We start from the raw sequence: 14,064 nt of genomic DNA on the forward strand, positions 1-14,064 counted from the left end.
TATGTGAAACTTCAGACTGTTCTGATTATTGGTCGAGTCATTGACATGACACCCTCTGCTTGTTACCATAACATCAATATTCTTTTATAAAAGAGAAAGCGAGTGGATAACATGTGGGAGAACAAATTTGCTAAAGAGGGTTTGACGTTTGATGACGTCTTACTCGTACCCCGTCGTTCGAGTGTCTTACCGCGCGACGTTGATTTATCTGTCACGCTATGTGAAGGGATCACACTTAATATTCCGTTGATCAGTGCTGGGATGGATACAGTCACAGAAGCTCCGATGGCAATCGCAATGGCACGCCAAGGTGGTCTTGGTGTTATTCATAAGAACATGTCAATGGAAGAACAAGCAGAACATGTCGATCGCGTCAAACGTTCTGAAAATGGTGTCATCACGAATCCGTTCTATTTAACGCCAGAGCGTCAAGTCTACGATGCTGAGTATTTAATGAGTAAATATCGCATCTCAGGTGTTCCGATCGTTAACAACGAAACAGAGCGTAAATTAGTAGGGATTTTGACGAACCGTGATCTTCGTTTCGTTAAGGATTATTCGACCGTCATTGAAACAGTAATGACAACAGAAGAACTCGTGACAGCAAAAGTTGGTACGTCCCTCGCAGAAGCAGAACAGATTCTCCATAAGCATCGCATCGAAAAGTTACCACTCGTTGATGAGAACGGTGTGTTAAAAGGATTAATCACGACAAAAGATATCGAAAAAGTCGAACAGTATCCACATGCTGCGAAAGATCAATTCGGTCGTTTACTTGTCGCAGCAGCTGTCGGTGTGACGAAAGACGCTTCAACACGTGCGAAGTTCCTGGTCGATGCAGGTGTTGATGCACTCGTCGTCGATACAGCTCACGGTCACTCAGAAGGTGTTCTCGTCAAGGTACGTGAATTACGTGAAGAATATCCAAACTTACCAATCATTGCAGGCAACGTTGCGACTGCAGAAGCAACACGCGATTTGATTGAAGCCGGTGCTTCTGTCATTAAAGTCGGTATTGGACCTGGTTCGATTTGTACGACACGTGTTGTCGCAGGTGTCGGTGTACCACAAATCACAGCCGTCTTCGATTGTGCGACAGAAGCACGAAAACACGGCGTTTCGATTATCGCTGACGGTGGCATTAAGTACTCTGGGGATATCGTGAAAGCACTTGCTGCTGGTGGTCACGCTGTCATGCTCGGAAGCTTGCTTGCAGGAGTAGAAGAGAGCCCAGGTGAGATGGAGATCTATCAAGGACGTCAATTCAAGACGTACCGTGGTATGGGTTCTGAAGCATCGATGAAACGCGGTAGCCAAGACCGTTACTTCCAAGAAGCAGACAAGAAGTTCGTTCCAGAAGGAATCGAAGGAAGGGTCGCTTACCGTGGTAAACTCGGTGACTCAGTGTACCAACTCGTCGGTGGTATTCGTTCAGGTATGGGATACTGTGGTGCTGCGACGTTAGAAGAATTGCGTGAAGAGACACAGTTCATCCGTATGACGGGCGCTGGTTTGCAAGAAAGCCATCCGCACGATATTCAAATTACCAAAGAAGCCTCTAACTACACACGTCAATAAACAAAAGCCTCGTCTTTCTCTAGCAGAAAGGCGAGGCTTTTTTTATGATGATCTATGCAGATTCCATGCGTCTATCAATAATTGTAATCCTTCCGTCAACTCATGCTCAGAGAGACTCGCAAATCCAAGAACGATTTGAGGCGTATTGGAGAGAAGCGGTAACTGGGCATATTGAGAGAGACCGTATACTTGGATGCCTTGTTGTTGTGCCCGCTTTACTAGCTCTTGCTCCGTCATTCCGTTCGCTACGGAAACGACAACATGGAGTCCAGCACTTTCGCCAGTCAACCGTAAAGCAGGGATCCGACGAAGCGATTGGATCAGCACATCTAGTTTACGACGATAGACTTTACGCATCCGATTGAGATGTCGTTCAAAGTCGCCCTCTTTCATGAAACGTGTCAAGATCGTTTGATCAAAGCGCGAGACACTACAGGTATAATGGGATAATTCGGCTTGATACTGTGCGCGTAAGACTTCCGGTAAGACCATATAACCGATCCGTAGTGAAGGCATGAGCGATTTTGAGAAGGTACTCATATAAATGACACGATTGCTGTCCATGTTGTGCAGAGACGGGATCGATTTACCACTATAGCGGAATTCGCTATCGTAGTCGTCTTCGATGATAAAACGGGTCGGATCCATCGCCGCCCAGTTCAACAACTGGTGTCTTCGATTGACGGACAGGATGCTACCGGACGGAAACTGATGTGCCGGTGTGACATACATGACATCGACATTTGATTCCTGCAGTTGATCGATGCGTAATCCATTCGCATCGACACGAATCGGTTCAATCATTCGTTCATGATTTTCAAGCAAGAGGCGTGTCGTATGATAACCGGGATCCTCGATGCCATACGTGACGTTTCGTCCTAGTAAGAAAAGAACGATGGGCAACAGTTGCTCGATACCTGAACCGACGACGATCTGTTCCGGAGAACAGACGACACCACGTGAGTGATAGAGATAGGTCGCAATCTCTTCGCGCAACGTTAGATCGCCTTGCGGATGACCGAGCGAGACGAGTGGATGGTGATCAGTATCGATGATGTCTTTGGCATACTTTCGCCAACGGGTGAACGGGAAAGAGATCCCTTCAATCTTACTTGGATGAAAGTCATACGTGATGACCGGTTTTTCTTTAGTCACACGCGGTTCGATGACGGGTGAGGTTTTGACGTAAGCGAGTTCCTCATAGGCAAGCACGAAGTATCCTTTGCGCGAGATGGATTCGACATATCCTTCTGCGACAAGTTGTTGGTAAGCAAGTTCAATCGTCGTTTGACTTAAGTTCAAGAATTGACCGAGCTTTCGTTTAGAAGGCAATTTTGTGCCGTAGGCTAAACGCCCGACGATGATTTCGTTTCGAATCTGTTGATAAAGTTGTTCATAAAGTGGTTTCTCTTGATCGCGTGTAAGTTGAAACGATAGCATGTCCATCTCGTATGACTCCTTCATAATAAACTGACCTGTTGAAATCATCATAAACTGATACTTTTAAAAGTGTCAACGTTCCGTATACTAAAGGGGTGAAAGTCAACCAAGGGGGAATGGATATGGAACGTCAACAAGGTACGGATCGTGTCAAACGTGGAATGGCTGAAATGCAAAAGGGTGGCGTCATCATGGATGTCGTCAATGCGGAACAAGCAAAGATTGCGGAAGCAGCAGGAGCTGTCGCAGTCATGGCACTCGAACGTGTCCCGTCAGATATTCGTCGTGACGGAGGTGTGGCACGGATGGCAGATCCGTTGGTCACGGAAGAGGTACTTGGAGCAGTCTCGATCCCCGTCATGGCAAAATGCCGGATTGGTCATATCGTCGAAGCGCGTGTCCTTGAATCGATGGGGGTCGATTTCATCGATGAGAGCGAGGTACTGACTCCGGCAGACGAGCAATATCATTTACTGAAATCGGAGTTCACCGTACCGTTCGTCTGTGGCGCACGCGATCTTGGGGAAGCCGCTCGCCGGATTGCCGAAGGAGCGGCGATGATTCGGACGAAAGGCGAGCCTGGAACCGGGAACGTCGTCGAAGCCGTTCGCCATATGCGACAAATTCAAGCGCAGTTGAATCAGATTTTGCATGTCAGTCCAGATGAATTGATGACATTTGCGAAAGAATGGGGTGCGCCGTACGAAGTATTACGTGATATTCGGACACAGGGACGTCTACCGGTCGTCAATTTTGCAGCCGGGGGAGTTGCGACACCAGCTGATGCCGCTCTCATGATGCATTTAGGGGCAGATGGTGTCTTCGTCGGATCGGGGATCTTTAAATCAGAACACCCAGAACGTGTGGCTCGGGCGATTGTCGAAGCCGTGACGTACAAAGATGATTTTGAACGGATCGCCTCTTTATCCAAAGGGCTCGGAACAGCGATGAAGGGAATCGATGTCACTTCGATGCCGTTTGAGGAACGGATGGCGACACGCGGATGGTAATTGGTATTCTGGATGTTCAAGGTGCAGTCCGTGAACATCAACAGCAGCTGGAAGGTCTTGGTGTCGATGTCGTTCTAGTCAAACAAGCGAGTGATCTTGCAGGGCTGGATGGACTCGTCTTACCAGGAGGCGAATCGACCGCGATGCGTCGATTGATCGAACGTTATGAATTGCTGGAACCGCTTCGGGAAAAAGCGACGACGCTACCGATGTTCGGGACATGTGCCGGAATGATTCTACTCGCAACCGCTGTCGAAGCAGGTCAGAGCCATCTCAACGCAATTTCGATGACGGTCCGTCGAAATGCTTTCGGTCGACAAATTGATTCATTTGAAGGATTGCTACCGGTTGAAGGAATTGAGGAACCAATCGAGGCAGTATTCATTCGAGCGCCATTGATTCTGTCTGTCGGGGAAGGAACACGCGTGATTGCGAAAGTCGAAGATCAGATCGTTGCCGTCGAGACATCATTACACCTCGCGTGCTCGTTCCACCCTGAATTGACAGAGGATGATCGTTTGCACCGTTATTTTTTACAAAAAATCAAACAGCGGCAGTCCGTCCGTTCATAAAGTGTGGAAGCATCTGACAGGTTCTACTGTCAGGTGCTTCTTTTGTGCTACACTATTTGTAAAATGAATGATTGAGTGAAGGAGAGACACGATGAAACGAATCTTGCTACTCTGTTTAAGTGTCCTGCTGGTCGTAGGTTTTCCTACAACTGGACAAGCGGCACCTTCGATTCAAGCAGAGTCTTACATAATGGCCGATGCGGTCACAGGAAAAATCCTCCTTCAATCGGAAGCGGATGTTTCTTTACCACCGGCTTCGATGACAAAGCTGATGACGCTTTATCTCGTTCGACGACAAATCGAATTAAAAAAGCTGACGTGGGATCAAAAAATCAAACCGAGTGCAAAAGTGTTGAAGCTTGCGAACACGTCCGGCATCGCTCGTGTTCCTGTTAAAGCAAAAACATATACGGTTCGTGAGATGTATAACGCGGCGTTCATTAAATCAGCCAATGATGCAGCTGTCATGTTAGCCGAAACGGTATCCGGTTCAGAAGCGACGTTCGTTGAAAAGATGAATGAGACAGCAAAACAGTTCGGAATGAACGACACGGAGTATGCGAATGCATCCGGACTTGATGCTGTCGATGCGACGCTTCCAGGAACGAATCTGATGACGGCAACGGATATCGCGTTACTCGTCATCCGCTACATCAAGGATTATCCGGATGTACTGGATGTGACGAATAAAACACAGATGAAACTTGATGGAGAGGTCTTGAATAACTCGAATAAGATGCTGGCGAAGGAAAAATTCGCATATGCTGGCATGCGGGGGATGAAGACAGGAACGACCGATTTAGCAGGTTACTGCTTCGCGAGCGTAACGACGCGGGATAATATGACACTTGTCACGGTCGTCATGCGAACGGATTCCGATCAAGCCCGTTTCAAGGAAACGAAAAAGCTACTCGACTATGGTTTTGCGACGTTTGAGCCGTTGACGTATTACGGAAAAGGGGAACGGATCAAAGACGCTCTTCCGATAAAAGGGGCAACTATCCGGCAGTTAGACGTCGTCACGGACGGTTCGTTATACATCACGGTCTTAAAACAAGCGAAGACGCGGGAACCACGGTTCGACTTCTCAAAAACAACAGCTCCTGTGACGAAACAAGAAATCGTCGGTACGGTACAGGTCGCGGACGATGGGGTCTATCTACCAGGTTTTGAGACACCGCGTGTGAATTTGTATAGCGCAACTGCCGTTCCACTTGCGAGTGTTCCGACACGCCTCGTCCGCGCTTGGACGGCTTGGTCGAAGCAAATTGAACAAGCGATTCAACAATCGGCTCTTGTCAACTTCCAAGACGATGGTGTAAAGTAAGACTAATCTCATAAAGATGCTATGAACGGACCAAGTAGATGTATCGATACTGTTAAGAGAGCTAGTGGGTGGTGTGAACTAGTCAGATCGATGGATTGAATCGAGCCGGATCGCACACCTTGCGAACAAGGTGCGGGTACGCCCGTTATCGCGTCTTAAGTTGGCTAGATGTGTCTAGCAATGAGGGTGGCAACGCGGATCCAGGTGATTCGTCCCTTTTCGGTAGGAATACCGGAAAGAGACGAGTCGCCTTTTTTTATGACATAAAGGAGGAATTGCAGATGATTGATATTAAACGATTACGCCAAGATTTTGACGCCATTCAAGAAAAGTTAGCGCACCGAGGAGAGGACTTGACGGACATGAACCGTTTCCTTGCACTTGATGAGAAGCGTCGAGAACTGATTGCGCGGACAGAAGTGTTGAAAGCAGAACGAAATGAAGCGACGAAAAAAATCGCTGAACTGAAACGCAATAAAGAGAATGCAGATGAAGCGATTGCTGCGATGCGTAGTGTCGGGGACGAGATCAAGACGCTTGACGACGAGTTACGTGATGTCGAAGCGACATTGAATCAACTTCTCCTCGGTATTCCAAACATTCCACATGACAGCGTACCGGTCGGTTCTTCTGAAGACGATAACGTCGTCTTACGTGAAGTCGGTGACAAACCAGCGTTTGATTTCGAAGCGGTCCCGCACTGGGATTTGATGGAGCAATTAAAAATCGTCGATGTCGAGCGTGCTGGAAAGGTCACAGGTAGCCGGTTCGTCTTTTACCGCGGAGCGGGTGCACGTCTTGAGCGGGCATTGATTAACTTCATGATGGATCTCCATCAAGATCAGCACGGCTACACAGAAATCTTGCCACCACTCATGGTCAACCGTGACTCTATGACAGGAACAGGACAATTGCCGAAGTTCGAAGAGGATGCCTTTAAGATCGAAGAGACGAACTACTTCCTCGTACCGACAGCAGAAGTTCCGGTGACGAACATGCACCGTGAAGAAATCCTAACAGCAGATCAGTTACCGATCGGCTATGCCGCATACAGCCAATGTTTCCGTTCAGAAGCTGGTTCTGCCGGACGCGATACACGCGGTTTGATCCGTCAGCACCAATTCAATAAAGTTGAACTCGTTCGTTTCGTCAAACCAGAAGAATCTTACGAGCAACTTGAATTGTTAACGGGACAAGCAGAGACAGTCTTGAAAAAGCTGAAACTGCCGTATCAAGTATTGAGCATGTGTACAGCTGATCTCGGATTCACGGCTGCGAAGAAATACGACATCGAAGTCTGGATGCCAAGCCAAGGCGTCTACCGTGAAATCTCTTCTTGTTCAAACTTTGAAGATTTCCAAGCACGCCGGGCACAGATTCGTTTCCGCCGCGAAGCGAACGCAAAACCAGAATTCGTTCACACGTTAAACGGTTCTGCCCTTGCAGTCGGTCGGACAGTTGCTGCAATCTTAGAGAACTACCAGCAAGCGGATGGATCAGTTGTTATTCCAGAAGTGCTTCGTCCATACATGGGTGGTCTTGAAGTGATTCAAGCTTAAGTCAGAAGGGGGAATAATCCCCCTTTCTGTATTTTAAAAAGTTTTTTTAGAAAAGGTCTTTACACGTCAAAAGGCAGATGCTATCATAATTAATGTCAGGAAAACAGACAGGTCATCATGATCTGGTAAGAAGTACGGAGGCGTACTCAAGTGGTTTAAGAGAACGGTCTTGAAAACCGTCAGGCGGCGAAAGCCGTGCGTGGGTTCGAATCCCACCGCCTCCTCCATTTTTATTTTTTGACAACGACATGCACGTTTTATAGCTTGGAGGCGTACTCAAGTGGTTTAAGAGAACGGTCTTGAAAACCGTCAGGCGGCGAAAGCCGTGCGTGGGTTCGAATCCCACCGCCTCCTCCACTTCTTTTTTTTTACCCAAAAATAATAATAATCATGGAGTCGTACCCAAGTCCGGCTGAAGGGGACGGACTCGAAATCCGTTAGGGGTCGCAAGGCTCGCGTGGGTTCGAATCCCACCGACTCCGCTTTTTATGAAGCATCTCAATTCTGAGGTGCTTTTTTGTTGCATCGATTTCTTCGTGCATGCTATGGTTGCCTACGTGAAAAACGAAGAAGAGGTGGACGAAATGAACGAACAAACAAAAGAATCGTTGCTTTCTCATTATGCGATGACGATGACATATGTAAAAGACTTAGAACAGATTTCAGAAGAAGCATGGCGGACATCGTATGCGGAAGGTAAGTGGACGGTTGCTGAGATCATTGGTCACTTATCACCATGGGATCGTTTCATGGTCGCAGAGCGTATTCCGTACTTGCTCGCGGGTGAACCATTCCGTGTTGCGCCGGATAGCCAAGCCGTCAATGATGAAGCAGCGAAGATGAGCCGTGAGCAACAACGGATCTTGACGATTGATGAGTTTTTAGTCAGCCGTGACTTATTGCGCCGTGCAGTCGAATTGATTCCGGAAGAACGCCTGCAGGACAAGGTCGTCATTAAAGACAAAGAGTTGACGATTGGTCAGTTCCTCGGAGCGATGACTCAACATGATTTACACCATATGGAACAGATCAATCAAGTGATTGGTTAATAGGAGGGAGATGCGAGACGCGTCTCCTTTTTTGCGCAAAAAAAGATCTGCCTAAGAGGCAGATCTGATCATTTATCGTGTATTGGCAATGCGCGCAACTTCAAGTTGTTTTTCAATCTTCGCGAGAATCCGGTCGATCGATTCTGGCTCGTTCAGTAAATCGTATTCGTCGATCGACAAGCGGAGTACCGGGCAAATCGTGAAGTTGTTGATCCAGTTCGTATAGCGTTCATACATCTCTTCCCAATATTCGATTGGAGTCTGTTGCTCCATCTCACGTCCGCGAAGACGAATCCGTTCAAGGACTTGCTCGAATGAACCTTCGAGATAGATCAAAAGATCTGGATGTGGGAAGAATGGTGTCATGACCATCGCGTCAAATAAACTTGAATACGTTTCATAGTCCGTTGGAGACATCGTTCCTTTTTCGAAATGCATCTTAGCGAAGATCCCTGTATCTTCATAGATCGAACGATCTTGGATGAAACCACCACCGTATTGGAAAATCCGCTTTTGCTCCTTGAAGCGTTCAGCCAGGAAATAGATTTGGAGGTGGAAGCTCCAACGCTCGAAATCATGATAAAATTTATCCAAGTAAGGGTTCGTATCGACTTTTTCGAGTGACGTCCGGAAACCAAGGGCATCTGCTAATCCGTTTGTGATCGTTGATTTACCGATCCCGACCATACCGCCGATCGTAATGACGGCATCTGCCGGGATGTTGTATTGTTCGCGTAGCTTCAAGTTCATGCGTGGTTCGCTCCTTCATATAATTCGTTCCGGATCGTCGTCAAGACGTACTCGAGATCTTCCGGCCGCTTGACGAAGTCGAGTGCATCCCCGTCGAAACGGATGATTTTGACTTCCGGATGTTTGGCTTGGTATTCCGTGACGAATGTCTCGTAATCCTCGGCTAATTGTTCGAGATAGGCACGTGACATGTTTTCTTCGATTTCTCGTCCGCGCAGCGCAACACGTTTCATCAAGGTGTCGATGCTTGCGTTCAAGTAGATGACAGCATCCGGTTTCGGCATATCTGTCGTCAGGATCGAGTAGATTTGTTCGTACTTCTCAAGATGCTCTACCTTGAGAGAGCGGTGTGCAAAGATCAAGTTCTTAAAGATATGGTAATCAGCAACGACAGAGCGTTGTTTACTGAGGTAATGACGTTCGATATCATCGAGTTGTTTGAAGCGATTGCACAAGAAGAACATTTCCGTCTGGAAGCTCCATTCTTCGATATCTTCATAGAACTTTCCAAGAAAGGGATTTTCTTCGACGATTTCGCGTAACATAGAAAAAGAGAAATGGTGACTGATGGCGTTCGCAAGTGATGTTTTGCCTACACCAATCGGTCCTTCAACCGTTATGAACATATACAATGACCCTCCGTTCAGCAAAGTGCAATTTATATTTTAGCACAAAGAAGTACGACTTGCTGAAGTTTCAAAAGGAGAATTTTTTTAGAGTGAGGAGTATCATCGATGGAACGACAGGAACACTATATGCGACTTGCGATCGAAGAAGCAAAAAAGGCAGAACAGATCGGAGAAGTTCCGATTGGATGTGTCATTGTCAAAGACGATGAAGTCATCGCGACGGGTTACAATCACCGGGAAACGGATCAACAGGCGACGGCACATGCCGAGTTGATCGCGATTGAGGAAGCTTGCCGAAAGCTCGGGAACTGGCGACTTGAAGGGTGTGAGCTCTACGTGACACTCGAACCGTGTCCGATGTGTGCGGGTGCCATCATGCTGTCACGGATCGAACATGTCATCTTTGGTGCCGTCGATCCGAAGGGTGGATGTTGTGGAACACTGATGAACTTGGTGCAAGACGATCGGTTCAATCATGTCTCACAGTTGACGAGCGGTATATTAGAAAAAGAGTGTGGGGAGATGCTAACGACGTTCTTTCGGGAACTACGTGCGAAAAAGAAAGCACGAAAGCGGGCAATGGGTTGCATCACACCAGATGAAACAGTATAATGAAAAAGCACTGAAACAAGGTGCCACTAAAAATCGATAAACCATTTGCCGTGCTAGGTGGGGATGTAGCGGTTCCCTGTCACTCGCAATCCGCTATAGCGAGACTGAATTCCATGTCGAGGGATATGATTGGTGTGGTCTGCCTCACGTAAGTAGCGTTGACGTTTGAGTCCTGCGCAACAGATACCCATGAACCAGGTCAGGTCCGGAAGGAAGCAGCCTTAAGTGGTGCTCTCTGTGTGTTGCAGGGGTGCTTGGACTGAGCAGGCTGCGTGAGTAACGCATGTTGAACATATTTCAGAATATGGTGCGCGGCAGTTTAATTTTTAAAGACAAGTCTACAGCCGGTTTCGGTTGTAGACTTTTTTAGGTAAAATAGAATGAGGAACTTAAAAAGAGGAGGCGCAAACTTGGCCTATCAAGCACTATACCGCGTATACCGTCCGCAACGTTTCGACGAAGTCGTTGGACAAGCGCATATCACCCGTACGATCCAAAATGCATTGATGGAGGGACGCATGTCCCACGCCTATCTATTTTCGGGTCCTCGTGGAACGGGAAAAACGAGTCTTGCCAAAATCATCGCTAAAGCGATCAACTGTGAGCATGCTCCGGTCAAAGAACCGTGTAATACGTGCCCCACGTGTCTTGCGATCACGGAAGGATCAAGTCCAGACGTCTTCGAAATCGATGCCGCTTCCAATAACGGCGTAGATGAAATTCGGGAAATCCGGGATAAAGTCAAATATCCCCCTTCAGAAGCAGCCTATAAAGTCTATATCATTGATGAAGTACACATGTTGTCGACAGGCGCCTTTAATGCACTGCTTAAAACACTAGAAGAACCGCCGGCACACGCCATCTTCATCTTAGCAACGACCGAACCACATAAAATCCCAGCGACGATCATCTCCCGCTGCCAACGTTTCGATGTAAAGCGGCATGAAGTCGATCAACTTGTAGAACGGATGCAATATATCTTAAAAGATCAATCGATCGAGTATTCGGATACGGCCTTACGATTGATTGCCCGTGCAGCGGATGGTGGCATGCGTGATGCACTGAGTCTACTCGACCAAGCGGTTGCTTTTTCAAACGGTGATTTGAACGATGCTGCTGTTCTTGAAGTAACAGGGGCAGTAGAAGATGAAGCATTACTAAACATTGCCCGTGCCTTGCATGAACATCAAGTCGACCAGTTGTTACAGACGCTTGAGACGATGCAACGAGCGGGAAAAGATTTAAAACGTTTCGTTGAGGATCTTGTCTTCTTTTACCGAGACACCTTATTATTGAAAGCCTCTCCTACAGCTGTCGACTTGCTAGAGCGTGCTCGCCCGACGGATGAGTTCAAACAATTCGTCGAATCGATTGAAGCGGAGACATGCTTTACGATCATTGATCAGTTGCATGATTGCCAACAACAGATGCGATTGACGAATCATCCGCGGGTACTGGTTGAGATTGCCTTCATTCAGATTGCAGAACAAGGTCGAACGACGGGACAGATCGTTCAATCGTTGCAACAGGAAGTCCGTGAAATGAAAGAACAGATGCATCAGTGGAAGTCGAATGGTGTTCCAGCTCAAGAAGCGGTTGCACCACAAGCGCAGCCGAAGCGGAAACAAGGACGCCCAACCGTTCGAATCGCCAAAGAGCGGATTCGCCAAATGTTAGAACGAGCAGAAAAAGCTCAGTTGCGTGAGATTCAGGAACGCTGGGATCGCATCCTAAAGTGGATTCTAAAAGAAGATGGACCAATCTATTCATTACTCCATGAGAGTAAACCGGTTCTCTGCTCTGCAGATACGCTATTGATCGAATTCGATGACGGTAAAGGATGGCATTTCGAGCAGGTCATGACGAATGAACGAACACGTTTCGTGATTGAGGAAGCATTATATGAAATATGCGGCGTCAAACGCGAAATTTTAGCGATTCTCTCAAACGATTGGCATGAACTGAAAGCAGAGTTTGTTGCTAAGCGAAATAGTAGTAGTATAGAAGAGAAGGAAACAAAACAAGAATCGGAGAGCGATCAGTTATTGTCCGAGACGCTTGGTCGTTTTGGTGATATCGTAGAGTTCGAAGATTAAATTCGAGGAGGAATACAGATGCGCGGAATGGGAAACATGAACAATATGATGAAACAGATGCAAAAGATGCAAAAGGATATGGCAAAAGCACAAGAAGAGCTAAAAGACTTAACAGTAACAGGTACAGCAGGTGGAGAGATGGTCTCAGTCGTTGCAGATGGTCATAAAAATATCGTAGATGTCATCATTAAAGAAGAAGTCGTTGATCCAGATGATGTTGAAATGATTCAAGATCTCGTCTTAGCTGCAACAAATGATGCTTTGAAGAAGGTCGATGAACTCGTATCAAGTAAAATGGGGAAATTCACACAAGGTATGAATCTGCCGGGAATGTTTTAATTCGTAGGAGGAAACCACTTGCAATATCCTGAAGCGATTAGTCGTTTGATCGAAAGTTTTACGAAACTACCTGGGATTGGTCCGAAGACAGCAGTTCGTCTAGCGTTTCATGTTCTTGATATGGAAGAGGACGATGTCTTGATGTTCGGAAAGGCATTGGTCAGTGCGAAGCGCGACATTGCCTACTGTAGTGTCTGCGGGAATATCACGGATCAAGATCCTTGTTATGTATGTACAGATAAACACCGAAACCGTACGATCGTCTGTGTCGTCCAAGATTCAAGGGATGTCATTGCAATGGAAAAGATGCGAGATTACCAAGGGTTGTACCATGTCTTACATGGAGCGATCAGTCCAATGGAAGGAATCGGTCCAGAGGATATCAATGTATCTAGTCTACTGACACGTCTTCAAGCGGACGAAGCGATTACGGAAGTCATCTTAGCAACCAATCCGAACATCGAAGGAGAAGCGACAGCGATGTATCTATCGCGTCTCTTAAAACCGACGGGTATTCGGATCACTCGGATTGCCCATGGTCTTCCGGTTGGGGGAGATCTTGAATACGCAGATGAAGTGACGTTATCTCGTGCAATGGAGGGACGTCGCGAACTATGAGTTGGTTTCGAAAGAAGATTCGCAGTGAGTACGACGAGCGTTTGTTAGAAGAATTAGCAAAAGCAAAAGAAGATTATTTGATGAAACGCCATCTTCTAGAAATCAGCTATGATGACTATGGTGATTTAGAAGCACAAATGAAGTTAGCGGAATCACTGTATTTCTTCTATATAAGCGAAGCAAAAAGAAGACGCGTCTCATTGATGATGAAGTAAACCGCAGCCATTCTTGTCTGCGGTTTTTACATGCTCTAAAAAACTATAAGTTATTTTAATAAAGTAGTTGCGCCTATCTAATTATCGTGATATATTAATTCATGTCCTTAAGAGGACGAGCGCTTACGGCAAACAAGTAAAAAACAATTTCAAAAAAGTTGTTGACTTCTTGTTTCAGACTTGGTATTCTAATTGAGTCGCCAAAACAGGCGCGGACGAACTTTGAAAACTGAACGATGAGCAAAAATCGTATTCTACGGAATACAAAAG

14 protein-coding genes, 3 tRNA genes, 1 other RNA gene and 1 other annotated feature are annotated in these 14,064 nt (G+C 46.8%); of the genes, 15 read left to right on the forward strand and 3 right to left on the reverse strand.

Features of this window, described 5'->3' with window-relative positions; translation table 11 throughout:
* Positions 1 to 111: 111 nt before the first annotated feature.
* A complete protein-coding gene (guaB, locus tag Q9R23_RS15575; protein ID WP_214856859.1) occupies positions 112 to 1,578 on the forward strand; it encodes an IMP dehydrogenase in 1,467 nt (488 codons plus the stop codon).
* A 42-nt stretch (positions 1,579 to 1,620) separates the two neighbouring features.
* Here guaB and pdxR read toward each other — a convergent pair whose 3' ends face one another.
* Positions 1,621 to 3,024, reverse strand: a complete 1,404-nt coding sequence (pdxR, locus tag Q9R23_RS15580; RefSeq protein WP_290781999.1) for a MocR-like pyridoxine biosynthesis transcription factor PdxR — start codon at positions 3,022 to 3,024, stop codon at positions 1,621 to 1,623.
* 116 nt (positions 3,025 to 3,140) lie between these two features.
* Here pdxR and pdxS point away from each other — a divergent pair, with 116 nt between their 5' ends.
* The 8 genes from pdxS to Q9R23_RS15620 all read left to right on the forward strand — a co-directional run bounded on the left by pdxS (position 3,141) and on the right by Q9R23_RS15620 (position 8,535).
* Positions 3,141 to 4,028: a pyridoxal 5'-phosphate synthase lyase subunit PdxS gene (gene pdxS, locus Q9R23_RS15585; protein WP_290754896.1), complete on the forward strand. Its 888-nt coding sequence runs from the start codon at positions 3,141 to 3,143 to the stop codon at positions 4,026 to 4,028.
* Positions 4,022 to 4,600, forward strand: a complete 579-nt coding sequence (gene pdxT / locus Q9R23_RS15590; protein ID WP_290754898.1) for a pyridoxal 5'-phosphate synthase glutaminase subunit PdxT — start codon at positions 4,022 to 4,024, stop codon at positions 4,598 to 4,600. Before pdxS ends, pdxT begins: the two co-directional genes overlap by 7 nt.
* Positions 4,601 to 4,691: 91 nt before the next feature.
* Positions 4,692 to 5,927 (forward strand): D-alanyl-D-alanine carboxypeptidase family protein, encoded by a 1,236-nt coding sequence (locus Q9R23_RS15595; protein ID WP_311247404.1) that lies wholly within the window; start codon positions 4,692 to 4,694, stop codon positions 5,925 to 5,927.
* 12 nt (positions 5,928 to 5,939) lie between these two features.
* Positions 5,940 to 6,147: a binding site (T-box leader), on the forward strand.
* Between the two features lie 61 nt (positions 6,148 to 6,208).
* Positions 6,209 to 7,486, forward strand: coding sequence for a serine--tRNA ligase (serS, locus tag Q9R23_RS15600; RefSeq protein ID WP_050679050.1), 1,278 nt, complete (start codon positions 6,209 to 6,211; stop codon positions 7,484 to 7,486).
* A 136-nt stretch (positions 7,487 to 7,622) separates the two neighbouring features.
* A tRNA-Ser gene (locus tag Q9R23_RS15605) sits at positions 7,623 to 7,713 on the forward strand.
* A gap of 39 nt (positions 7,714 to 7,752) precedes the next feature.
* Positions 7,753 to 7,843: transfer RNA gene (locus Q9R23_RS15610), tRNA-Ser, on the forward strand.
* 35 nt (positions 7,844 to 7,878) lie between these two features.
* Positions 7,879 to 7,968: transfer RNA gene (locus Q9R23_RS15615), tRNA-Ser, on the forward strand.
* A gap of 102 nt (positions 7,969 to 8,070) precedes the next feature.
* Positions 8,071 to 8,535: a DinB family protein gene (locus tag Q9R23_RS15620; RefSeq protein ID WP_311247405.1), complete on the forward strand. Its 465-nt coding sequence runs from the start codon at positions 8,071 to 8,073 to the stop codon at positions 8,533 to 8,535.
* A 72-nt stretch (positions 8,536 to 8,607) separates the two neighbouring features.
* On the opposite strand, the gene Q9R23_RS15625 is transcribed toward Q9R23_RS15620, so the two are convergent.
* Together Q9R23_RS15625 and Q9R23_RS15630 are read right to left on the reverse strand one after the other, a co-directional pair.
* Positions 8,608 to 9,285: a deoxynucleoside kinase gene (locus Q9R23_RS15625; RefSeq protein ID WP_029343036.1), complete on the reverse strand. Its 678-nt coding sequence runs from the start codon at positions 9,283 to 9,285 to the stop codon at positions 8,608 to 8,610.
* Positions 9,282 to 9,911 (reverse strand): deoxynucleoside kinase, encoded by a 630-nt coding sequence (locus tag Q9R23_RS15630; protein WP_050679045.1) that lies wholly within the window; start codon positions 9,909 to 9,911, stop codon positions 9,282 to 9,284. The genes Q9R23_RS15625 and Q9R23_RS15630 overlap by 4 nt, the downstream gene beginning before the upstream one ends.
* 108 nt (positions 9,912 to 10,019) lie before the next feature.
* Between Q9R23_RS15630 and tadA the strand changes: the two genes are divergently transcribed.
* The 6 genes from tadA to Q9R23_RS15660 all read left to right on the forward strand — a co-directional run bounded on the left by tadA (position 10,020) and on the right by Q9R23_RS15660 (position 13,794).
* Complete coding sequence (gene tadA, locus Q9R23_RS15635) at positions 10,020 to 10,526, forward strand: tRNA adenosine(34) deaminase TadA (protein ID WP_035409909.1); 507 nt, start codon at positions 10,020 to 10,022, stop codon at positions 10,524 to 10,526.
* 48 nt (positions 10,527 to 10,574) lie between these two features.
* Positions 10,575 to 10,841: signal recognition particle sRNA large type (gene ffs, locus Q9R23_RS15640), an RNA gene on the forward strand.
* Between the two features lie 95 nt (positions 10,842 to 10,936).
* A complete protein-coding gene (dnaX, locus tag Q9R23_RS15645; protein ID WP_311247406.1) occupies positions 10,937 to 12,622 on the forward strand; it encodes a DNA polymerase III subunit gamma/tau in 1,686 nt (561 codons plus the stop codon).
* Positions 12,623 to 12,640: 18 nt separating this feature from the next.
* Positions 12,641 to 12,961: a YbaB/EbfC family nucleoid-associated protein gene (locus Q9R23_RS15650; protein ID WP_029343040.1), complete on the forward strand. Its 321-nt coding sequence runs from the start codon at positions 12,641 to 12,643 to the stop codon at positions 12,959 to 12,961.
* Between the two features lie 18 nt (positions 12,962 to 12,979).
* On the forward strand, positions 12,980 to 13,579 hold the full coding sequence (gene recR, locus Q9R23_RS15655; RefSeq protein ID WP_023469882.1) for a recombination mediator RecR: 600 nt from the start codon (positions 12,980 to 12,982) through the stop codon (positions 13,577 to 13,579).
* Positions 13,576 to 13,794, forward strand: coding sequence for a YaaL family protein (locus Q9R23_RS15660; RefSeq protein WP_050679042.1), 219 nt, complete (start codon positions 13,576 to 13,578; stop codon positions 13,792 to 13,794). The genes recR and Q9R23_RS15660 overlap by 4 nt, the downstream gene beginning before the upstream one ends.
* Positions 13,795 to 14,064 lie beyond the last annotated feature (270 nt).

The organism is Exiguobacterium sp. BRG2, from assembly GCF_031844245.1.
GTDB lineage: Bacteria > Bacillota > Bacilli > Exiguobacteriales > Exiguobacteriaceae > Exiguobacterium_A.

Coding starts and splice junctions, on each gene's coding strand:
- Q9R23_RS15630 (WP_050679045.1), bottom strand. CDS start 9,911: ATGTTCATAACGGTTGAAGGACCGATTGGTGTAGGCAAAACATCACTT.
- Q9R23_RS15650 (WP_029343040.1), top strand. CDS start 12,641: ATGCGCGGAATGGGAAACATGAACAATATGATGAAACAGATGCAAAAG.
- tadA (WP_035409909.1), top strand. CDS start 10,020: ATGGAACGACAGGAACACTATATGCGACTTGCGATCGAAGAAGCAAAA.
- pdxS (WP_290754896.1), top strand. CDS start 3,141: ATGGAACGTCAACAAGGTACGGATCGTGTCAAACGTGGAATGGCTGAA.
- serS (WP_050679050.1), top strand. CDS start 6,209: ATGATTGATATTAAACGATTACGCCAAGATTTTGACGCCATTCAAGAA.
- Q9R23_RS15660 (WP_050679042.1), top strand. CDS start 13,576: ATGAGTTGGTTTCGAAAGAAGATTCGCAGTGAGTACGACGAGCGTTTG.
- Q9R23_RS15625 (WP_029343036.1), bottom strand. CDS start 9,285: ATGAACTTGAAGCTACGCGAACAATACAACATCCCGGCAGATGCCGTC.
- Q9R23_RS15620 (WP_311247405.1), top strand. CDS start 8,071: ATGAACGAACAAACAAAAGAATCGTTGCTTTCTCATTATGCGATGACG.
- pdxT (WP_290754898.1), top strand. CDS start 4,022: ATGGTAATTGGTATTCTGGATGTTCAAGGTGCAGTCCGTGAACATCAA.
- guaB (WP_214856859.1), top strand. CDS start 112: ATGTGGGAGAACAAATTTGCTAAAGAGGGTTTGACGTTTGATGACGTC.
- Q9R23_RS15595 (WP_311247404.1), top strand. CDS start 4,692: ATGAAACGAATCTTGCTACTCTGTTTAAGTGTCCTGCTGGTCGTAGGT.
- pdxR (WP_290781999.1), bottom strand. CDS start 3,024: ATGGACATGCTATCGTTTCAACTTACACGCGATCAAGAGAAACCACTT.